Raw genomic sequence first — 23,124 nt, 5'->3', positions numbered from 1 at the left:
TTCTTAATAGTTCCAAAGATCTATTTCAATGTTTCTAATTTGTTCTTTAATTCTATCTGACTCTAGAAGTTGCATTAACGAGTTATCGTTAATGTAGTCTTTCACAGCTCTATCACCTTGAACGTTTTCTTCCTTATAAATAAGACCGTTAAAACGTCTTGAGTTTAACAAATGATCATAAGAAATAGGTCTTGATGTATTTTTACGGTTAAATGCTTTCGCATCGTGCAATACTTTTCTTGCTGCAGGGAAATATACCCAAAACAGTTCAACTCTATTGTCAATTCCTCCACCATCATCTCCAAATGCTTTAGAACGTGCTTCTCCAGCAACAGGGCAGATACCAAGGATACGGTATTTTAACTCTCCTTGACGTTTGTCTAAGTACCATAATCCACGTATTCTCCATTCTTCAATATCTGCTGCGTCTAATGTAAATTCTCTAATATATTCGTCATCTACAAACCCTTCAGCATTAAATTGATCAATACCATAATCTGTAGTATCTCTATATACTAAAGATGCATCAAGATCTTCAAGTGTTCTTTTTTCGGTAAAATAAGAATCTGAATACACATCTTTAATGGTGCCATTTTTCATGTTTTTTACTAAAACATCGTACAAAGAACGTCTATCGCTACCAATATTATTGGTGTCTATAGGGTAGTATAATGGAAAGTTTACACGCTCATCAAGATCGATAATTTCCCAAGTAGCTTTTGACCATAACACATCACGCTCATCAATATATCCATATGGTAATGGTTCGTCATTGTCATAAGCAATTTGGTCTTCTGTCTTTTTACCTATTTCTTCGGGTGATTTAGCATTCAAAATGTTTAATTGCGCAGTAGCACTTGACATTCCTAAAGCTAGCATAAAAGCACCTAAAATTATGTTTCTTAATCTCATTTGTTCCTTTTTATTTAAAAAAGTGATGATAAAAAATCACACTTGATATAGTTACAAAAATAACGAACATCAAGTGTGATTATTGTATTTCTTAGTTTGTTAACTCAATACAAATTGGAGAAATCTTCTTCAATTTATATCCGCTGTTTCCAGCAATTTTAGCTGTGATATCAAAAATTTGAACTGTCTCACCACGTTTCGCTCTTTTAAGAGCACCACTTGCTTGACCATTTAATTTTCTTCCACTCACTTTTACTGTTGGTTGTCCAGATACTTTGAAACTGAATCCAGTTACATTTAACTTAAGATCAAAATCAAAGTCTTGTAATGCAGCTCCGATACTAGATTTTTCTAAACCTTGACGTTGCATACGCACACAACCACCATTTCCATCTTCACCACGAATGGTTCCTGTTGGACGAGGGATATCTTTGATACGGAAGGTTGCTGGAGTACTAATTTTCTTTCCATCAGGTAATGTTCCACTAGCAGTAATTGTTACCTCACGACCAGAACCTGGCTTCATGTTGTACTTACTACCAGAAACTTTTGATAATCCTGCACCTGAAGCAGATACTTTGTTATCAGGGATACCAGGAATAGAAACTGTCATTGGATTTGTAACACCACGATACACCACATTCATTTTGTCTGCAGCAATTACAGCAGCGTTTGGTTTAGTGATTGTAGCAAATCCAGCTTCTACAGGAACTTCAACCTCGTCACCACCTTCACCATAATAAAGGAACCCAGTAATTTTGTGATCTCCAGCACCACCAGAGCTAATGTTAAGTTTTACTCGACCACCTTCAATAGTATAGTCTTTACCTTTAACAAGTGCTCTTCCATCTAGTTTCAAGTCTTCTCTTTTAGGTTGCGTACTGTTATCTGTACGACCTAATAAAATAGAACCTTCAAACTTTTCTCCAGGGTAATATGCAGACTTAGGAACGTCTAAGAATGTATTGTAGTTACTAAAAGAAAGTGCATCTGCTTGCTTTCCAGCTAACATCTTTTGTAATACTTCACCTTGTGTCGTATTTACATCTGCTTGGATTTGAGTTAACTTAGTTAATGAAGCAACCATAGGGAAGCCCTCATAGTTGTATGACAGCCATGATTTTTCAACACCGTCACCATCAGTTACAGGATCCGTTTTGAAATTAGAAGCAATTGCTTTTCTAATTTCTGGATATGCGCTATCTGGAAGGATGCTCATCATCTTAGTTTTGTATGCTTCAATCTTTGCAACAAAAGCCTGTCCATCTTCAGACACATCACCGCCTTTAAACCATTTTTGGTCTAGGTAGTCAGTTTTATCCATAACTTCATAATCGGTTGGATCTTCTATACCAGCTAACATATCAGACTTTATAGTCGCTAAATATGCATCTAGTTCTTTAGAAGCCGCACTAATTTTATCAGCATTTTCTTTTACTGCTGCGTACTGCTCTGGTTCATCAGCTGCTTTTGTAGCTAAACCTTCCATGAAAGCTGTATTACGTTGCGCTGTTGCTACATTAGCACCATCAATTTTTTCATTTAATAAACCAAATGCAGATAGTACCTCTTTTGACATATTTAATGCCAACATCGCGATGAAAACCAGGTACATCAGGTTAATCATCTTCTGTCTTGGGGATTGTCCTCCAGCCATAATTTTTTCTTTTAAAAATTAATAATTCTTGAAAAACAATCTTAGTTTCTGTTCATTGCTGATAACATACCACCGTATACTCCATTTAATGAAGAAAGGTTTGTCGTTAAATGCTCCATTTGAGCTTTTAACTGTTCTGCATTTTCAGCAACACGCTCGTTAGCTTCAGCTTGACGGCTTGTAGACTCTACTTGTACTTTGTATAAGCTATTTAAAGATTCCATTTGAGCTGCTGCCATTGCCATTTCCTCGCTGTACTTTTTAGTTGAGTTCATTGCTTCTGCAGTTGGAGCCATTCCTTTAGCCGCACCTTCAAAAGATTTGATGCTTGTAGAAAGGCTACTCATTAACTCACTATCGATACGTGCGTCTTTTAGCATCTCGTCTAATTTCTTAGATAAAAGACCTTGTGCGTCTTCTTGCTTACCTTTTTTGTTAGTTGAAGCACCACCCGCTAATTCTGGGTATACTAATGACCAGTCTAGATCTTCGTCTACTGGTTCGAATGCAGAAATTGCGAAAATTATTGCCTCGGTTACAAGACCTACTGTTAATAAAGTGTTTCCATCAAAAGGGAAACCAAAATCCCAGTGAAGAATTTTAAATAATGCACCAATGATTACAATTGATGCTCCAAGCCCGTAGGCCATGTTAAATAATTTTTTAGTTGACTTTGACTGTGCCATAATAAGTAAGTTTTAAGTTTAAGTTAAGTATTTAAGTTTAAGTTTTTTTGACGTTTTATCTCGCGTCACCGAAGTTTTCATTTAAGGTAACATCTGTACCCATATAATCTTGTACTGTTCTAAAGCCGATGTAACTTCTTGCAGAATCTGCATATTCATAGTTACGAGTACTTACTTGTAAGAAGTATGCAACATCTTTCCAAGAACCACCACGTACTACTTTACGCATGTTAGTATCATCGTTTACATTAGGGTTCATCGTTGAAGTATATTCATAAGATGCAGCATCGTAAGAACTGTCAACCCACTCGGCAACATTACCAGCCATATTAAATAAGTTATAATCGTTTGGCTCATAAGCGTCTGCTTCTACAGTATATAATGCTTGATCTGCTGCATAATCACCACGTAGTGGCTTAAAGTTTGCTAAGAAACAACCTCTATCATTTTTAGTGTAAGGACCTCCCCAAGGGAAATCTCCACCTTGAAGACCACCACGAGCTGCATACTCCCATTCTGCTTCTCCAGGAAGACGGAATGAATTTACGTAGTTACGCTTTTTCTTTTTCTGATGTGCATTTTTGTATAATGTTCTCCAAGCACAAAATGCTTTTGCTTGTTTCCAGCTCACACCTACCACAGGATAATCTCCATAGGCTTGGTGCCAGAAGTAATCATTGTGCATTGGCTCATTGTAAGAATAGTTAAAATCTTTTATCCAAACAGTAGTATCTGGGTAGATATTGATTTCTTCTTTTACAATAAAATCTTTTCTTCTTTTCGTTTTATCACGAGCCGCTTTTTGAATGTCCATATAGGTATATTGGAAATTCAATTTTGAAACATCAATAGTACTTTGTCCATTGTAAGCTTCCTCAGCTGGGATGTACATACTATCCATAACCTCTACATAATACTCATCTGGAAATTCTTGTTTGTCCCAAATAATATCAATATCACGGTTAATTTTTCTACCTGCATAGAAGTCATCTCCCATACCATAATAGTTGTCTTCCATATATTGATCATATGGAGATTTTTCTTCATCTTGGTTGTCTACAAAAGCAAAGTCGCCAATACTTCCTTCGCCGTCTCCAGGAGTAGCTCCTACTTCATCGGCAAGTATCGCAAGTTTTAAACGAACTGTTGAATCACGAACCCATTCTACAAACTGTCTGTATTCTGCGTTGGTAATTTCAGTTTCATCCATATAAAATGAACGTACGGTTACTGTTTTGGTCGGGGCATCTTCAACAGCAACAAAGTCGTCGCCAGATTTACCCATAATAAATGATCCACCTGGAATTAAAGTCATTCCAAAGGGTTTTTCAGGATACCATTTTTTACCTTTTGCTCCAACTAGTTCTCCTCTATCTCCAGAGTTACAACTAGACAATAAGGCAACAATCGCAGTTAATGCAATAAACTTTTTCATAGGTATTTAGGTTAAATTCTAGATTCAAGGGCGTAAACCTATCAATATATTTTTAAAAAAACAACAATTTTCTTAAAAAACCCTTAAAGCTAATTATTCAATTTTAATTGGTCAAACTTCATTCTTTCGGCGGGCTTTAAGCCACCTTTCAGGAATTTCCTGATCTGTCGCACCCAAATATTCGCCATAGGTGCAAGGTAATAACGTACGTGATTTCAATTTATTATCAATATTAGAAATAAAAGGTAATTCTATCCACCAACGCCCAGTTTTACTACTCTTTTTAAATGTTAAAATTTCATCGTCTACGGGTACTTTGTACGTTGTATAGCATTTTTCATCGGTAAAATCATCGTCTAAAACTCTAAAATTTACCCCTTCCATAAAATACCAAATCACTTGCGCTAGAAGCATGGCTCCAACGCTAGATTTACTAAAATCTGCTAGCTCAAACAACGAAAAAGATGTTACTTTATTACTAATTCCAGCATATCTTGCAATACTACATATCTCTCTTCCGTCAAAACCGTTAGGATTTTCTATAGAAACAACCCCTAATTCGGCACTTTTAATAGCAGAAATATCCAAAGTAACCAAATCAGCATTTCGCAAGATGGGTTCTACATCTTTAATATCTGCTGTTACAGCTCCTAAACGATATGCATCAAAATAGAGTGTATCCATTAAGGCAATTTCTTGCGGGGGATTAAAATAAGATTGATATCCAAGCACACTATAATTGAATAAATTATAAGGCTTCTCAACGATTATTTTACCTACATAAGATTTATTGGTAATTGCAGCATCTGCATCTCCTAAATCGAAACGCGTGTCTATATTCACCATATTAATCATAGTACCAATACTGTCATATGCTCTATATTGTGCATAAATTGCATCCTGACTTGCTCCAAGTATGATTGGGATAATATCATTTTTAAGTAATGCCTCCGTAACTGTTTTTAATGCGAAATAAGAATCTTCTACACTATCCCCTTTTTCTATATCTCCTACATCTGCAATGGTGTGTTTCCAGTTACCAGGATACAAAGAATACAGCGCCTTCCTGCAAGCATCAAAATCTATTTCAGCACCCATGTAATTTACATCACGCCTATTTTCTTTACTTCCAAAAATAGCAAACTTGACATCTTTTAAATCAGGAAGACCATTAGCAGAAGTATGCAATGTAATTTGCTTACCTAAGGTTCCAATAGGCAATATTTCGCGGTGTGCAATAACCGAATTCGATACTGGGGAGAGAAATTCTATCACGAGACGGTGCTATTATTTTTTCTTAGCGGCTGGTTTCTTTTTCTTTGCTGGGGCTTTTTTCTTTTTCTTCGGAGCATTTTTTTCTAGAAGACCTTGGGCTTCTTCTAAGGTCATTTTTTCAGCCTTTGTTGTCTTTGGAAGCTCAATTTTTGTCTTGCCTTTTATTAAGTTAAAACGACCCCATCTAGCTTTTTCTAAACGGATTCCTTCTTCTTCCCAGTTATGGATAAGCTTATCTATTTCTTTTTGCTTCTTGGTTTCAATTAACTCAATAATATCGGCATCACTCAAATTATCAAAATCATATTTCTTATTGACATTAATAAACATGTTGTTCCATTTTATAAAAGGTCCAAAACGACCTGTACCTTTTTGAACGGGTAAATCTTCATAGGTGTATATAGGAGCGTCTGCTTTTTTCTTTTCTTCTATAAGCTGTTTTGCAAATGCCATATCTACATCAAGCGGATCCATCCCCTTAGGTAAAGACACAAAGGTCTTACCAAAACGAACATAAGGACCAAAACGACCATTATTTACATCTACTTCTTCTCCATCATACACTCCTAGTGTTTTTGGAAGCTTGAACAAATCCATCACCTCTTCAAAGGTCACTAAATGCAGTTGTTGGTCTGGACGAAGACTCGCAAACTTCTTATCTTCATCATCTGGAGCTCCAATTTGTGCCATTGGACCAAATTTTCCTAAACGAACTAAAACAGTTCTACCAGATTCAGGATCTTCTCCTAAAATACGTTCTCCACTTTCTCTTTCAGCATTTTCCTTAACATCTTCTACTGTTGGATGAAACTTTCCGTAGAAATCTTTCAACATATGCTTCCAGTTTTCTTTTCCTTCAGCTATATCGTCAAAATCTTGCTCTACTTTCGCTGTGAAATTAAAATCTAATACGGATGAGAAATGCTCTACTAAGAAATCATTTACAATCATTCCAATATCTGTAGGCACTAATTTACCCTTATCACTACCCACCATTTCGGTGAGTTTATTGTCTTTTACACCTTCTTGTTCTAAAACCATTTGTAGATAAGAACGTTCCTTCCCTTCAATAGTTCCTTTCTCTACATAATTTCTATTGATAATGGTAGAAATCGTTGGCGCATAGGTAGAAGGTCTTCCAATTCCTAACTCTTCTAATTGTTTTACCAAAGATGCTTCTGTAAAACGGTATGGTGGTCGTGTAAATCGTTCGGTTGCTGTAATAAAAGTGTTTACAAGAGCATCACTTTTTACCAATCTAGGTAACATACCATCTTGTTCCTCATTTTCAATATCTGTTCCTTCGAGGTATACTTTTAAAAACCCATCAAATTTAATCATCTCACCATTTGCGGTGAATTGTTCTTTTACAGGCTGTATTCCATTAATTCCAATTTTTACGTTGGTACGCTCTAATTGTGCATCACTCATTTGCGATGCCAAAGTACGTTTCCATATCAAATCATACAAACGCGCTTGGTCATGGTCTACAGAAACGCTATGCTTTGACATATCTGTTGGACGTATCGCTTCATGCGCTTCTTGTGCACCCTTAGATTTTCCTTTGTAATTACGAGGCTGACTATACTCAGCCCCATAAGACTTTGTAATTTCTTTTTCGGCAGCGGTCTTTGCATCATTTGATAGATTGACACTATCTGTTCTCATGTAGGTTATTAAACCTGCTTCGTATAAACGCTGTGCCATGGTCATGGTCTTACTCACAGAAAAATACAACTTACGCGCTGCTTCTTGTTGTAAGGTAGACGTTGTAAACGGAGCTGCTGGAGATTTTTTAGCAGGCTTTTTTACAAGATCTGCTACATCATAAGTCGCTGCAATATTTTTTTCTAAAAAAGCACGTGCCTCTGCTTCGGTTTCAAAATTTCTTGGAAGTTTTGCCTTAAACTTAGCACCATCTGTTGTAGTAAATTCTGCATCTACTCGGTAACTAGCTACAGGAGTAAATGCCTCTATTTCACGCTCGCGCTCTACGATAAGTCGCACCGCAACACTTTGTACACGTCCTGCAGACAAACCACCTTTTACTTTACGCCATAATACTGGAGATAGCTCATATCCCACCAATCTATCTAAAATTCTCCTCGCCTGTTGCGCGTTTACAAGATTGTAATCAATCTTTCTTGGATTCTCTATGGCTTTTAAAATAGCCGTCTTTGTAATTTCATGAAACACAATACGTTTTGTGTTTTCGTCTTTTAAATCTAATTCTTCGGCCAAGTGCCATGCAATAGCCTCTCCTTCTCGATCCTCATCACTAGCGAGCCAAACCATTTCTGCTTTCTTCGCTGCTTTCTTTAATTCTGTTACCAGTTTTTTCTTATCGCTGGATACTATATATTTAGGTGTAAAATCACCTTCAACATCAACACCTAACTCTTTGGAAGGCAAATCTGCTATGTGTCCAAAACTTGACTGAACTTTGAAATCTTTCCCTAGAAATTTTTCAATAGTTTTTGCCTTAGCAGGGGACTCTACGATCACTAAATTTTTTGCCATTGTCTATTATATTTGGGCTACAAAAGTATGTGATTTTTTTTTAAACAAAATTTACAAAGCACTTTTTTAAAAATAAAAGCTAAAGAAACTCCTTAATATTAGGATGCTTTTCTTGCCCCATCGCTAAAGCTTTAGGCGACACGCGGTCGGAAATTTTAGATATCCACACTATTTTAAAAAACAAAAAATAACAACAAAAAACCCATTCATGAGAACCAAAAGGCACCTCTTGAATGGGTATGAATAACTAAAATTTCCGAAGCACTAAAAACGCTCGGCAATTTCTTCGGTACTATTTTCAAAACCAATCGTGTCCTTATAAATATAATACAAAGGTATTCTAGCAAACATGGCGGTAAACAAAATACCAATACCACAAGCCAACATCCCTAACTGAGAAATAATTCCGGCTATAATTAACATCCCAAAAGTGGGCAACCATATTTTATTCCCCATTTTAAAGGAAGCACTTATTAATTCTTTTACTGTAAGATTTGGATTAAACGCAAAAATTACCAGAAATAAACTCATTGGCACCATTGCATAAATTGCCGGGAAAAAACACAAGAGTGCCGCCAACAATGTAATTCCCATGACAGCAAAAGAAAGTGTAAGCACTTTTTTGAAATTTCCATTTTTCAAATAACCAAAATACCCTCCTGTATTTGTATTCGTTCCCATATCTGCATTTTTACAAACTTTATAAAAATGCGCCATAATAGCAATGCTGAAGGTTTGCATAATTGCTGCTACTAAAACGAAAAGCAAAAACACTCCTATCATAGACGGCAGCATGGCAAGACTAACTTCTTCTCCGTTAAAAGCTTCGGGGCCTGCCATAAAATAATTCACTCCAAGAATGGCGAACATAGCTATATAAAGTATAATTATAGCTGGCATACTCACCAAAAAAATTAACAACAGGTGAATAAATCCTTCTACCCATATTTTTTTAAATAATTCGATACTTCTGCTAAATACACTCCCAAAATCAAAGGAAGGCATTTGCTCAATTTTAGTGAAAATAGCTTTTTGCATGTTTTGGTTGGTTTAAATTAAGGTACTAAAATAGTAAAAAGAAAGCTGCCATAATGGCAGAAACACCTTGTTTTTTTTATCTTTGCACACTAATTGACACTAGCCCCTTAAAGAGCGCACCTAAGCATATGAAAAAGATTATTGATGAAAAAGCACAAGGCAATGCCCTTGATATCTCCCCTCAAAAAGAGAATAGCCGCAAGCTTTATATAGAAAGCTATGGCTGCGCTATGAATTTTAGCGACAGTGAAATTGTTGCTTCTATTTTAAGCAAACAAGGTTTTAATACCACACAAGTTTTAGAAGAAGCAGATCTAGTATTGGTAAACACCTGTTCTATTAGAGATAAAGCAGAACAAACGGTACGCAAACGCCTTGAGAAATACAATGCCGTAAAAAGAGACCATAATCCTAAAATGAAAGTAGGGGTTTTGGGCTGTATGGCAGAACGTCTAAAAGAAAAGTTTCTTGACGAAGAAAAAATAGTAGATATGGTGGTTGGGCCAGATGCCTATAAAGACCTACCCAACCTATTAGCAGAAGTAGAAGATGGCAACGATGCCGTGAATGTTATTCTCTCTAAAGAAGAAACCTATGGTGACATTTCGCCTGTACGATTAAATAGTAACGGTATTAATGCTTTGGTAAGCATTACTAGGGGATGTGACAATATGTGTACTTTTTGTGTGGTTCCCTTTACAAGAGGTCGAGAACGTAGTAGAGATCCGCAAAGTATCTTAGCAGAAATCCAAGACTTAGCAACAAAAGGGTATAAAGAAATCACTCTATTAGGTCAAAATGTAGATAGCTATGTTTGGTATGGAGGCGGACTTAAGAAAGATTTTAAAAATGCGACTGAGATGGAGAAAGCAACCGCAACTTCCTTCTCACAATTATTAGATCAAGTAGCTGCATCACAGCCCCAGATGAGAATTCGTTTTTCTACGTCTAATCCGCAAGACATGACCGAAGATGTATTTCATGTCATGGCAAAGCACAACAACATTTGCAAGCACATTCATTTACCGGTTCAAAGCGGAAGCAATAGAATTTTAAAAGAAATGAACCGCCAGCACACCACAGAAGAATACCTATCATTGGTGCGCAAAATAAAAGAGATTCTACCTAACTGTAGCATCTCGCAAGACATGATTATTGGGTTCCCTACAGAAACAGAGCAAGACCATCAAGATACATTAGCATTAATGGAAGAAGTAAAGTTTGTCTTTGGATACATGTACAAATACTCTAAAAGACCTGGTACCATGGCTGCTAGAAAATTTGAGGATGATGTCCCAGAGGAAACTAAAAAAAGAAGATTGATGGAAGTGGTGGACGCACAACGAAAACACAGTGCCGAAATCACCCAGAGCTATGTTGGCAAAACAGTAGCAGTACTTATTGAACGTGCTTCTAAGAAAAACCCTAACGAGTGGAGTGGACGAACAGAACAAAGTATTGTGGTGGTATTTCCAAAAGAACACTACCAACCAGGAGACCTTGTAAATGTAAAAATCAATAGTTGTACTAGTGCGACATTGATTGGAGAGGCTGTCATTAAAAAATGAAATCGAGATCGAACATGAAATCGAAAACCATTTAAAAAGAGAAACATGGAAAGTGTACAAGCAACAAAACAACGATTTGGTATTATTGGAAATGACGCCAAACTCAATCGTGCTGTAGAAAAAGCAATACAAGTGGCTCCTACAGATATTTCAGTACTCGTCACTGGAGAAAGTGGTGTCGGGAAAGAGAGTATTCCTAAAATTATACATGCCCTTTCGCACAGAAAACATGGAAAATATATTGCTGTAAACTGCGGTGCCATTCCAGAAGGAACTATTGACAGTGAACTCTTTGGACATGAAAAAGGAGCCTTTACAGGAGCTACAGCAACGCGAAGCGGTTATTTTGAAGTAGCCGATGGAGGTACTATTTTCTTAGATGAAGTTGGAGAGCTTCCACTACCTACTCAAGTTCGTTTGCTTCGTGTTTTAGAAAATGGAGAGTTCTTAAAAGTGGGATCTTCCAAAATACAAAAAACAGATGTGCGCATTGTAGCTGCTACCAATGTAAAAATGGTAGAAGCCATCGATAAAGGGAAATTTAGAGAAGATTTGTTTTATCGTTTAAGCACCGTAGACATTAACCTTCCTCCTTTACGCGAACGTTCTGAGGACATACACTTATTATTTAGAAAATTTGCTTCAGACTTTGCTCAGAAATACAAAATGCCTACTGTACGCTTAGATGAAAGTGCCGTACAATTATTGCTCAATTATCGCTGGAGCGGAAATATTAGACAACTGCGTAATGTTGCTGAACAAATCTCTGTATTAGAACAAAAACGTGAAATTAATGGCAACACTTTACGTCAATACTTACCTAATATGACCCCCAATTTACCTGCTGTGATTGGTAACAAGAAAGCAGAAGGAGATTTTAGCAATGAACGAGAGATACTTTATAAAGTATTATTTGACATGCAACGCGATGTAAATGATCTCAAGAAACTGACCATGGAGCTTATGAAAAGCGGTAATGCACATCAAGTACAAGAAGAAAACTCTAGCCTGATTAATAAAATTTACAACGAGGAACAAAACCATGAGGCAGTCCTTGCAGCCATTGTAGATGAAGACACAGACCACACACAACCACATAATATAGAAGTACTAGACCTTCCAGTTACCGATGAGAGTCCAAAAAGGAACTACGATTTTGCCGAGGAAATTGAAGAAGAAGAAAGTCTATCGCTTCAAGAAAAAGAGCTAGAACTGATAAAGAAATCACTCGAAAAATACGATGGCAAGCGTAAAGATGCCGCCGATGAATTAGGAATTTCGGAACGTACCTTGTACCGTAAAATCAAACAGTACAATTTGTAATGTAAAATAGTATCTTTGGATACCAAAAACAAGCACAAACCGTTCCTATTTCAGAACTTATAGCATGCAAAAAAAACTGTTTATTCTTTTTATTTTATTCACCGTAAGTCTTTCTTATGTAGGCTGTGGCGTGTATTCATTTACGGGTGCCGATATTGATTACAGTAAGACTAAATCTTTTCAGGTAAATTATTTTCAAAACAATGCTGCTATTGTAGAACCCGGAATTGACAGAATATTTACCCAAAGACTACAAGATTTGTTATTAAACCAAACAAGTTTAGATTTGGTGACCAATAATGGAGATCTTACTTATGAGGGTGAAATTATAGAGTATTTTGTGGCTCCTATTACCGCAACTTCACAAAATACCGCAGCAGAAAACAGACTTACTATTAGCGTTAATGTGCGTTTCTTTAATAAAAATAATGAAGAAAAGGGCTTTGAACAACGCTTTTCATTCTACAAAGATTACCCAGGACAAGGACTGCTCAACGGATCTCAATTAGACGAGGCTTTAGAAGAAATATTTGAGCGCATTACACAGGATATTTTTAACAAATCACTTGCAAACTGGTAGTATTTTGAACACGCAAACCTATACTTCATTACTCGCAACTCCCCAGCAACTAGATAGGGAGTTACTGAGTCAATTGGTAGAAGTTATTGATGCCTATCCGTTTTTTCAAAGTGCTAGAGCACTGTGGTTAAAAGGGCTCAAAAACCAAGAAAGCTTTCGGTATAATGATGCATTAAAGCTAACCGCCGCCCACACGACCAATAGAGATATTTTGTTTGAATTTATTACTTCGGAAACTTTCGAGCAACATAAAATATCGCGTCAAATTTTAATTAATGACGCAGCCATTAACGACTATGAAGTAGCCATTTCGGAAGATGTTTCTCAAACCATACAACAAGAAAATAAAGAAGCTTTACAGAACGCAGAAGCGATTTTAAATCCAAATTTATTTGAAAAAAAGGAAGATGTCTTAAAACACATGATTGCAACTTCCACCGCTTTAACCAAAGACACAAACAAAGAGCCTGAACAAATGGTTGATGTAACAGGAAACAGCAACCAAGCCCCTAAAATTTCCGAAGAAAATAAAAAGTCCCCTTCGGAAATATTAGAAATCGACAAGCCTTTGCATTTTTCTAAAAAGGACTCACATTCGTTTAGCGAGTGGCTGCAATTAACTGCCGCAACTCCTATTCAACGAGATACAGCACCATCTGAAAAGAAAAATACTCAAACTGAGAAAGATCGTAAGTTTGATTTGATTGAAAAATTCATCAATGAAAAGCCAAAAATAAAACCTGTTACAAACAAAGCGCCTCAAAAAGACTTGGCTGCAGATTATACAAAATCTTCAGACTCCTTGATGACAGAAACCTTAGCGAAGGTATACTTGCAACAAAAAAATTATAAAAAGGCAATTCAAGCTTATAAAATATTAATTTTGAAAAATCCCGAAAAAAGTGGTTTCTTTGCAGACCAAATTCGAGCAGTAGAAAAACTGATAAATAAAGAAGAATCATGAGTACGTTTACAATATTTTTAATTTTAATCATTTTCGTAGCATTTTTGCTAGTAGTAGTTATAATGGTACAAAACCCTAAAGGTGGAGGATTGTCTTCTTCTTTTGGTGGAGGTGGATCTACCCAAATGGGAGGTGTACAAAAGACCACAGACTTTTTAGATAAGTCTACATGGACCTTAGGAGGTTTATTATTAGCCTTGATCTTATTATCCAGCATTCCATTAATGGGAAGCATCGAAACGGTTCAGTCTGAAGTTCCAAATGCAGAAATCATTGAAACTACGGCACCTGCTCCAGCAGAAGCGCCAGAGTAAAAATTACGATACACTATATAAAATGCCGATTCAGAAATGAGTCGGCATTTTTTTTGTTAAAAATCGTAGTGTACTATAATTCTAAAAAACACACTATTTGATGGAATAGCTACTAGCAAAAATGCTTACATTTATTTTTTGTAAGAATTTACGGATAAACTGAACTCCCGCTATGTTTGCTGAAATTACCTCAAAATTTTATAGTCTTATTGTTGGAGCCCTACTCATGCTGGTAGTGTATCATTTGCTGTTATTTATTCAAAATAAGAAAAGCGTATATCTATATTATTCTGGGTACATGTTTTTTATTGTGATGTACATCTTTAGTAGTAATTTCAAAGATGTTTTTGGCAGGGTTTTATTGAATTATAATGGTGCATTTCTTTGTTTGAGTTTTGCTTTTTATTTCCAGACTTCAAGAACCATTTTGAATACAAACAAAAAACATCCTACCCTTGATGCATTGTTTAAATATGGGATTTTGCTCTTAGCAGTTGCAAGTGTTGTTTTTCCATTTATTGCCATTAAAATAGGCTATTCTGAATTTGTGATGAGTTTTGATGCCTTTGCAACTTTCTTGACTATTTATTGCCTCATTATCTACTATTACTTTTTTAAAATAAAAACAATATATGCAAGGTATATACTCACTGCCAGTTTGCTTTACTTTTCTTGCTCTATGATTGTATTATACACAGGAATCACAATTGGGGCTGACACCTTTTTAGAACGCTTCGGGTTTCAAATACAACTCATTAGTTATATAGGTTTTCTATTGGAAGCTTTAATTTTCGCCTTACTTATTGGATATCAGATAAAAGAAATAGAATTAGAAAAAGCAACGACGCAAGCAAATTACGACTTAGAAAAACAAAGAGTAGTTACCATACTAAAAGAACAAGAAGTAAAATCTATAAATGCAATGATTGCAGGGCAAGAAAAAGAGCGCCGTATTCTTGCTAGTGACCTTCATGACAGTGTTGGAGCATCATTAGCAGCGGCTAAACTTCAATTTAATCATATTTCAAATAATAAAGATAAAGCTCAAGAAATGGGTGAACTTTTTGAAAAAACAAGTAAACTTCTTGAGAATGCATATGAAGAGGTACGTAATATGGCACATTTAAAAAATAGTGGTGTTATGGCTAAAAATGGTCTTCTACCTGCTATTAAAGAACTTACAAATAATGTGTCGACACACGGGAATCTTGAGGTAACTCTCAAAGACTTTGGTTTAGAAGACCGATTAGAAAATAATCTAGAAATAACCATTTTTAGGGTTGTTCAAGAATTAGTCACTAACATTGTTAAACATTCAAACGCATCTAAAGCTACTATAAACATTACTCAACACGAAACAGCACTTTCTATTATTGTAGAAGACAATGGCAAAGGATTTAATGTCTCTAAAAGCAAAAGCAAGTCCAACGGAATGGGACACTCTAGTATAAAAAAGAGAATTGAACATCTTAACGGGACCATGGAAATAGATTCTTATATTGGAAAAGGTACTACTGTTTTAATAGATATTCCACTCTAATAGCTATCCCCGAAAGACTACAAATTTCACCAAACAGTGTCAGCTTGTCACTACCTTGGCATTTTTTGTACCATGATATTTTCAAATTGTCAGTTTTAGAGTGTTGGCATACTTTCTGCCAATTGCTAAACAACTAATTAATATAACGTTTAATAGATTTCCGCCTGCGCGGAAATGAAAAATTAATACTTTACATATGGGATTAAAAATTCAACCACTTTCAGACAGAGTAGTCGTAGCTCCTCAAGCTGCAGAAACCAAAACAGCTTCTGGATTGTACATACCAGACAGTGCTAAAGAAAAGCCACAACAAGGTACCATAGCTGCCGTTGGAAAAGGTAAAAAGGATCATGAAATGACCGTAAAAGTTGGTGATACCGTGTTGTATGGAAAATACGCTGGCACAGAACTGAAACTAGACGGAAAAGATTACTTAATCATGCGTGAGGAAGATATTCTTGCGATAGTTTAATTGTTAAACGCAATAGGCGGTAGACTTTACAGTCTCATTCATGAGACTATCTAAAAAACAAAAAACACAAGGCTAAGCGTAAAGTAATAACCATATTACTTTTTAGCATAACAAAAACAATACAAAAAGCATAAAGCATATTGCTTACAGCTTTTTGCTAAAAGCAAAAATTATGGCAAAAGATATAAAATTTGACTTAGAAGCACGCGACGGAATTAAGCGCGGTGTAGATGCATTAGCAAATGCAGTAAAAGTAACCTTAGGTCCAAAAGGACGTAATGTAATTATTAGTAAATCGTTTGGAGCACCGGTGGTAACAAAAGATGGTGTCTCTGTAGCTAAAGAAATTGAACTAGAAGATGCGCTAGAGAATATGGGCGCTCAAATGGTAAAAGAAGTTGCTAGCAAAACAAACGACCTTGCTGGAGACGGAACTACTACAGCAACCGTATTGGCTCAAGCCATTGTAAAAGAAGGATTAAAAAACGTTGCTGCTGGTGCAAATCCGATGGATTTAAAAAGAGGAATTGACAAAGCGGTAGAAGCGATTGTAAAAGACCTTGAAAAGCAGTCTACCAAAGTAGGTAACTCAAGCGAAATGATTCAACAAGTTGCTTCTATTTCTGCAAACAATGATGATACTATTGGAGCCCTTATTGCACAAGCTTTTGGGAAAGTAGGAAAAGAAGGAGTAATTACTGTAGAAGAAGCAAAAGGAACAGATACCTATGTAGATGTTGTAGAAGGAATGCAGTTTGATCGCGGATACCTTTCTCCTTACTTTGTAACCGATAGTGAGAAAATGCAAACAGAATTAGAGAACCCGATGATTTTGTTATGCGACAAGAAAATCTCATCTATGAAAGATTTGATGCCAATTCTTGAGCCTGTTGCACAACAAGGAAAGTCTTTATTAATTATTGCAGAAGATGTTGATGGAGAAGCCTTAGCAACATTGGTTATAAATAAAATGCGTGGTTCATTAAAGATTGCTGCTGTAAAGGCACCTGGGTTTGGTGACCGTAGAAAAGCAATGCTTGAAGATATTGCTATTTTAACTGGAGGAACTGTAATTAGTGAAGAACGTGGATTTACGTTAGAAAATGCAACTGTTGAAATGTTAGGAACTGCAGAAACAGTAACTATAGACAAAGACAACACTACTATTGTAAATGGCGCAGGAAAAAAAGGTGATATTAAAACACGTGTAGGGCAAATTAAATCTCAAATTGAAACTACAACAAGTGACTACGACAAAGAAAAACTACAAGAACGTTTGGCTAAATTAGCTGGTGGTGTTGCTGTGTTATATGTTGGTGCTGCAAGTGAAGTGGAAATGAAAGAGAAGAAAGACCGTGTAGACGATGCTCTTCATGCTACTAGAGCCGCTGTAGAAGAAGGTATTGTTGCAGGTGGAGGTGTTGCTTTGGTAAGAGCTCAAAAAGTCCTAGAAAAGATAACCACAGAGCATATAGACGAAACTACAGGAGTTCAAATTGTAGCTAGAGCTATTGAAGCTCCGTTGCGTACCATAGTAGAAAATGCTGGTGGTGAAGGAAGCGTAGTGATTAATAAAGTTTCCGAAGGAAAGAAAAACTTTGGATATGATGCTAAATCTGACAGCTATGTAGACATGTTAAAAGCTGGAATTATTGATCCTAAAAAAGTAACTAGAATTGCATTAGAAAATGCTGCTTCTGTTGCTGGAATGATTTTAACTACAGAATGTGCTTTAATTGATATTAAAGAAGACGCTCCAGCGATGCCTTCAATGGGTGGCGGTGGAATGCCAGGCATGATGTAATATAAGAAAGAGTCTTATACTTAAAATAAAAGCCCTCACAATAAACGTGAGGGCTTTTATGTTCTTCATAAAAAAATCCCAAGAACGCTACTTGGGATTTTTTATATATTAGGATGTAATCTTTATTTACTTACTACAATAAATTCAGATCTTCTGTTTCGTTCGTGTTTCTCATCTGAACAAGGAACACCGTTGGTACATTCGTTTGTAATTTGAGTTTCTCCATATCCACGACCAGAAAGTCTATTTCTTGAAATTCCGCCTTGGTTAATGAGCCATTCTCTCGTAGAAACGTTTCTGCGTTGCGATAAGGATTCGTTATACGCATCTCTACCTCTACTATCTGTATGCGAACGCACATCTACTTTTACTGTAGGATATTCGTTCATGTAGTTTACAACACGTTGTAAGATAGCTGCAGCATCTGGACGAATAAAACTCTTATCATAATCAAAGTTAATATTTTCAAGATTTAACAGCTTCGCAAGATCGGTACCAATAGCGATGGTTGGTTCTACCACCAACGGTGTCATATCTAAACCAAGATCTAATTCCAATTCTAGTTCTGCAGTACTTGTAAAAATCTTTTCCGCAATGCTATACCCTTCTTTGGTTGCACGAGCGGTATAGGTTTGTTCACATTCTACCTGACCTAAATCGAAGGCACCTTTTTCGTCGGAAATATCCTCAGCTAAAATTTCGTTATCCGAATTCATTAAGATGACCTTAGCTCTGGGAATGATTTGCTTTGTATTTTTATCTCTAACAATTCCTTTTACATATTGGTTACAAGGTCTCTTGATTGGAATCAACTCTTTGAAACCATAAATATCATCAAAACCTTGTCCTCCGTCTCTATTAGAAGAAAAGAAACCTTCTCTAGTCTCGCTATTTATAATAAAAGAGAAATCATCTTTAGGACCATTGATTGGTTTTCCTAGGTTATAGATTTCTTCAAATGTTGGCACTTCTAGATCAGTTACAAAAACATCTAGTCCTCCAAGACCTGAATGCCCTTCAGAAGCAAAATACATTGCATTATCACCGCTTATAAAAGGAAAGGTATCCCTAAATTCTGTATTTATTTTGTCTCCTAAATTTATTGGAACACCAAAACCATCTCCTTCAATTGAAATTTTATATAAATCTGATTCCCCAAAACCTCCTGGCATATCACTAGCAAAATATAGAGTTTCTTCATCTACGCTTAATGCAGGGTGTGCTACAGAATATTGGTTACTATTAAAAGGCAATTCTTCCACTTTCCACTTTCCATCTTCATTCTTTTTACCTCTGTATAATTTCAGTCTATTCGTACCATCTTTATCTGACTTATAATTGTTTTTTGTATAATTATTTCTAGTGAAATATACGGTATTCCAATCTTTGGTATATACCGCTGTAGATTCATGATACTGTGTATTGAAAGCATCTTCCATTTTTTCTGGAGTAGCACCTGTATACGTACCTTCTAAGATTACTGCATATAAATCAAGAAAAGGTTGGTCGTTCCAGTTATGCTTTTTTGGATCTTTATCCTTAAACCTATTGGATGCAAACACTAAATTGTCTGTGTAAAATGCTGGTGCAAAATCTGAAAGAGACGAATTAAAGGTTACATTTTTAACTTCATATCTTCCCGAATTATATTCGATATCCTTCATTACTTGCACTTCATCTACAGTACTCTCTGGAAGTCCAGCAGCTATCCTATACTCTTTCATGATTGTAGATGACAAGTCATATTGTTCTGCACTCTTTAATGACTGCGCATATCTGTACAAGTATTCTGGGTAATCATTGAGTTCCATAAACTGATAGAGTTCTCCATACCATTTTGAAGCATTTACGTAATCTGCTGTGAAATAAAAAGAATCACCAAGACCTTTAAATAATTCTTCAGAGCGAAAACCTTCATTAGCAAGCTCCAGATATTCATCTTGTGCATCTATAAAAGAGTAATTAGCAAACTCTTCATTTCCTTTTTTAACTTTTCTCTTTTGTGCTTCAGCATGCCCAAAACTTAAAAAGAGAATTGCGATAAGTATTTTGATTGAATATTTCATTCGTAATAAATTTTTATAAAATTAAAAGAATCTAGGCGAAATCAATCGTTCTTCCTTCTTGAATAATTCGTAGCGTAACATAATTTCATAACTTCCAGAGTTGTATTGATTCAATTCTGTAGTCTCACGGTCATAAGCAACACCTAACATTAACTGATCGGTCACTTGAAAACCAGCCATTGCACTTAAAGCTGCACTCCACCTATAAGCCAAACCTAGAGTTAACTTATCTTTCAATAAAGCATTTAAAGAAATATCTAAAGATATTGGAGCTCCCTCAACTGCTTTAATCAAGGCTGCAGGTTTTAAATCTAAGTCTGGATTCACCTCAAACACATACCCTCCAATTAAATAGAAATTAATCTTTTCTCGTGCTGTTGCGCTTGAATTAGTAGTGCTATTATTTATCGTTGTACTCTCATCAAAATGCTCTGTCTCTAACACGTTTGGAGCACTGAAACCTAGGTAAAAACTATCTGTGTAATAATATGCCCCTAAACCAAATTGTGGTGAAAACTTATTATCAATATTGATCTGAGCATCTGCATCACCATCATTAAAGGCACCCGTATTTAAACGTGCTGTATCGATATCAAGCAAATGACCTCCTCCTTTTAATCCTAAAGCCAACTTACCCTTTTCACTCAAATTAAGAGTATAACTAAAGGCTAAATCAAAATAGGTCTCATTGGATATGAAAATTTCATCTCGAACAATATTAAGTCCTAAGCCTATCTTATTACCCACAGGACTGTGTAAGGAGAGTGTATAGGTATTAGGAGCACCTTCTATATTGTTAAACCATTGGTTTCTGTAAATACCCACCAAACTAAATACATCTCTACTCCCAGCATAAGCAGGGTTAATACTCAATGTATTATACATGTATTGTGTGTACTGAGCATCTTGTTGACCGTATGTTTCCTTGGTGAAAAGAACCATCAGCAATAAAGCTAAAATTGGTACAATTTGTTTTTTCATAAGGTTAATTTTTAACCCCACAGTTACCTATGGGGTTGTTTATGATTGGTTTTATCTTCTGTTAATGTATAATGGACCTGCAAGTTTTGTTGTCTCGCCATTATCTTTGGTATACCTTATTACATAATAATAAGTTCCTACAGGTAGTTCAGACTCTTGTGCAATAGTTACACGTCCTTCAGATAATCCTCTAAAGAAATTATCATTCTGACCATAACCATCCATATCATACACTAACACTCCCCAACGGTTGTATATCTTAACATTATTGTCTGGATATAAATGGATTCCTCGAATTGAGAAGAAGTCATTTAAGCCATCACCATTTGGAGTAACAATATCATAGATGTCAAGCTCATTGTCTGGATTACCATTGTTAATTTCAAGATAATCAGGAATTCCATTACCATTGTCATCTCCTAATTCAAGTCCATTAGGGATTCCATCACCATCACAATCACCATTTAAGAAAGCGATTGTTGGAGTAATGGTTTGACTTGTGATATCGAAGTCACATGGGTCTTGAGGATCTGTACCATCTAAGACTTCATCGCCATTTGTTACACCGTCTCCATCACAATCTATATCTGACCATTCTGGTGTAGGTGTCACGGTTTGACTATCAATATCGAAATCACAAATATCTAATGGATTTGTTCCATCCATAATCTCATCACCATTCGTAACACCATCACCATCACAATCTGCATTGTTAAATGCATCTGAAGGAGTAATGGTTTGACTAGCTATTACATAGTTACAAGGATCTTGTGGATCTGTACCATCCATAATCTCATCACCATTCGTAACACCATCGCCATCACAATCTAACTCATTCCAAGCATTACTTGGATCAACAGTTTGGCTGTTAGCAATATAATCACAAGGGTCTGAAGGATCTGTACCATCCATAATTTCATCTGCATTTGTAACTCCATCGCCATCACAGTCATCTGCTAAGAAATCAGGATCTTGAGGTAATGTTACGCTATCTGGATTGTAATCACATGGATTTAATGGGTCTGTACCATCTAATATTTCATCACCATTACTTACACCGTCTCCATCACAATCTTCATTTAAGAAGTCTCCTCCTTGAGGAAGTGTAACATTTTCAGGGTTATAATCACATGGATCATTAATATCTGTACCGTCTGCAATCTCATCGCCATTGGTAACTCCATCTCCATCACAATCTGCAGCTAAGAAATCTCCAGATTGAGGTAATGTAATACTACCTTCAAAGAAATCACATGGGTCATTTGGATCTGTACCATTAATTATTTCATCACCATTGGTAACACCATCACCATCACAATCTGCATCTAAATACGCTGCTGTTTGAGGTTCAGTTACACTTGCTGCATCGAAATCACAAGGATCATTTGGATCTGTACCATCTGCAATTTCATCGCCATTAGTAACACCATCGCCATCACAATCTGCACCTAAGTATTCTCCAGTTTGAGCAACAGTAATACTTGCTGGATCAAAATCACAAGGATCTTCTGGGTTCGTACCATCGGCAATCTCATCACCATTGGTAACACCATCACCATCACAATCTGCAGCTAAATAATCTCCAGATACTGGTAAGGTAACATTTGAAGAATCAAAATCACAAGGATCAAATAGATCTGTACCATCTGTAAGTTCGTCTCCATTAGTAACACCATCACCATCACAATCTGCAGCTAAATAATCTGCCCCTGGAACTTGCGTTACACTTGCTGGATCATAGTCACAGAAATCATTTGGATCTGTACCATCTGCTATCTCATCACAATCAGTAACACCATCACCATCGGTATCTGTAGAACTAGCTCCTTCAGGATCACATGGATCATTTGGATCTGATAATGGACCACCTGGGAAGTCATTCGGATCTAAAGGTGTATTTGGATCATCGATTCCAGTTGTCTCCTCACAATCTGTAAGACCATCACCATCGGTATCGGTCGAATCAATTCCTATTGGATCACATGGATC

The 23,124-nt window shown here is 36.2% G+C and carries 18 protein-coding genes; 8 read left to right on the top strand and 10 right to left on the bottom strand.

The genetic code is table 11. The annotated features are described in order from the left end of the window. Positions 1–3 precede the first annotated feature (3 nt). From porN to ACY2RS_RS12710, 7 genes are all read right to left on the bottom strand, one after another. Positions 4–912 (bottom strand): type IX secretion system ring subunit PorN/GldN, encoded by a 909-nt coding sequence (porN, locus tag ACY2RS_RS12740; RefSeq protein ID WP_490099048.1) that lies wholly within the window; start codon positions 910–912, stop codon positions 4–6. A gap of 91 nt (positions 913–1,003) precedes the next feature. Further along, positions 1,004–2,569 carry a type IX secretion system motor protein PorM/GldM gene (gene porM / locus ACY2RS_RS12735; protein WP_490099047.1) on the bottom strand — a complete coding sequence of 522 codons (1,566 nt, stop codon included), beginning with the start codon at positions 2,567–2,569 and terminating at the stop codon, positions 1,004–1,006. A 41-nt stretch (positions 2,570–2,610) separates the two neighbouring features. Then, positions 2,611–3,255 (bottom strand): type IX secretion system motor protein PorL/GldL, encoded by a 645-nt coding sequence (porL, locus tag ACY2RS_RS12730; protein ID WP_490099046.1) that lies wholly within the window; start codon positions 3,253–3,255, stop codon positions 2,611–2,613. A 55-nt stretch (positions 3,256–3,310) separates the two neighbouring features. Beyond that, entirely contained in the window at positions 3,311–4,690 is a 1,380-nt protein-coding gene (gene porK, locus ACY2RS_RS12725; RefSeq protein ID WP_490099045.1) for a T9SS ring complex lipoprotein PorK/GldK, read from the bottom strand. A 111-nt stretch (positions 4,691–4,801) separates the two neighbouring features. Then, positions 4,802–5,965, bottom strand: a complete 1,164-nt coding sequence (locus tag ACY2RS_RS12720; RefSeq protein WP_490099044.1) for a formimidoylglutamase — start codon at positions 5,963–5,965, stop codon at positions 4,802–4,804. Positions 5,966–5,977: 12 nt separating this feature from the next. After that, positions 5,978–8,485, bottom strand: coding sequence for a type I DNA topoisomerase (gene topA, locus ACY2RS_RS12715; RefSeq protein WP_490099043.1), 2,508 nt, complete (start codon positions 8,483–8,485; stop codon positions 5,978–5,980). A gap of 264 nt (positions 8,486–8,749) precedes the next feature. Beyond that, positions 8,750–9,523: a hypothetical protein gene (locus ACY2RS_RS12710; protein WP_490099042.1), complete on the bottom strand. Its 774-nt coding sequence runs from the start codon at positions 9,521–9,523 to the stop codon at positions 8,750–8,752. A gap of 128 nt (positions 9,524–9,651) precedes the next feature. Between ACY2RS_RS12710 and miaB the strand changes: the two genes are divergently transcribed. The 8 genes from miaB to groL all read left to right on the top strand — a co-directional run bounded on the left by miaB (position 9,652) and on the right by groL (position 18,088). Then, the gene (gene miaB, locus ACY2RS_RS12705; RefSeq protein ID WP_490099041.1) at positions 9,652–11,091 is read left to right on the top strand and encodes a tRNA (N6-isopentenyl adenosine(37)-C2)-methylthiotransferase MiaB; all 1,440 of its coding nucleotides are present in this window, start codon (positions 9,652–9,654) and stop codon (positions 11,089–11,091) included. Between the two features lie 45 nt (positions 11,092–11,136). Continuing rightward, a complete protein-coding gene (locus ACY2RS_RS12700; RefSeq protein ID WP_490099040.1) occupies positions 11,137–12,414 on the top strand; it encodes a sigma-54 interaction domain-containing protein in 1,278 nt (425 codons plus the stop codon). Positions 12,415–12,478: 64 nt separating this feature from the next. Further along, positions 12,479–12,994 (top strand): LptE family protein, encoded by a 516-nt coding sequence (locus ACY2RS_RS12695; protein ID WP_490099039.1) that lies wholly within the window; start codon positions 12,479–12,481, stop codon positions 12,992–12,994. A 4-nt stretch (positions 12,995–12,998) separates the two neighbouring features. Further along, complete coding sequence (locus ACY2RS_RS12690; RefSeq protein ID WP_490099038.1) at positions 12,999–13,958, top strand: DUF8458 domain-containing protein; 960 nt, start codon at positions 12,999–13,001, stop codon at positions 13,956–13,958. Continuing rightward, positions 13,955–14,272: a preprotein translocase subunit SecG gene (gene secG, locus ACY2RS_RS12685; protein WP_490099037.1), complete on the top strand. Its 318-nt coding sequence runs from the start codon at positions 13,955–13,957 to the stop codon at positions 14,270–14,272. The genes ACY2RS_RS12690 and secG overlap by 4 nt, the downstream gene beginning before the upstream one ends. Positions 14,273–14,444: 172 nt before the next feature. Next, entirely contained in the window at positions 14,445–15,812 is a 1,368-nt protein-coding gene (locus ACY2RS_RS12680; protein ID WP_490099036.1) for a sensor histidine kinase, read from the top strand. A gap of 196 nt (positions 15,813–16,008) precedes the next feature. Continuing rightward, positions 16,009–16,284, top strand: coding sequence for a co-chaperone GroES (locus ACY2RS_RS12675; protein WP_490099035.1), 276 nt, complete (start codon positions 16,009–16,011; stop codon positions 16,282–16,284). 172 nt (positions 16,285–16,456) lie between these two features. After that, positions 16,457–18,088, top strand: coding sequence for a chaperonin GroEL (gene groL, locus ACY2RS_RS12670; RefSeq protein WP_490099034.1), 1,632 nt, complete (start codon positions 16,457–16,459; stop codon positions 18,086–18,088). 122 nt (positions 18,089–18,210) lie between these two features. Here groL and ACY2RS_RS12665 read toward each other — a convergent pair whose 3' ends face one another. From ACY2RS_RS12665 to ACY2RS_RS12655, 3 genes are all read right to left on the bottom strand, one after another. Beyond that, positions 18,211–20,154 carry an OmpA family protein gene (locus ACY2RS_RS12665; protein ID WP_490099033.1) on the bottom strand — a complete coding sequence of 648 codons (1,944 nt, stop codon included), beginning with the start codon at positions 20,152–20,154 and terminating at the stop codon, positions 18,211–18,213. 21 nt (positions 20,155–20,175) lie between these two features. Beyond that, positions 20,176–21,135 carry a PorP/SprF family type IX secretion system membrane protein gene (locus ACY2RS_RS12660; RefSeq protein ID WP_490099032.1) on the bottom strand — a complete coding sequence of 320 codons (960 nt, stop codon included), beginning with the start codon at positions 21,133–21,135 and terminating at the stop codon, positions 20,176–20,178. Between the two features lie 51 nt (positions 21,136–21,186). Continuing rightward, on the bottom strand, positions 21,187–23,124 hold a 1,938-nt coding region (locus ACY2RS_RS12655), incomplete at its 5' end, for a T9SS type B sorting domain-containing protein (protein ID WP_490099031.1).

Source organism: Patiriisocius sp. 208BN25-11, assembly GCF_058147145.1.
This window is presented reverse-complemented; position numbering and strand designations above follow the sequence as displayed.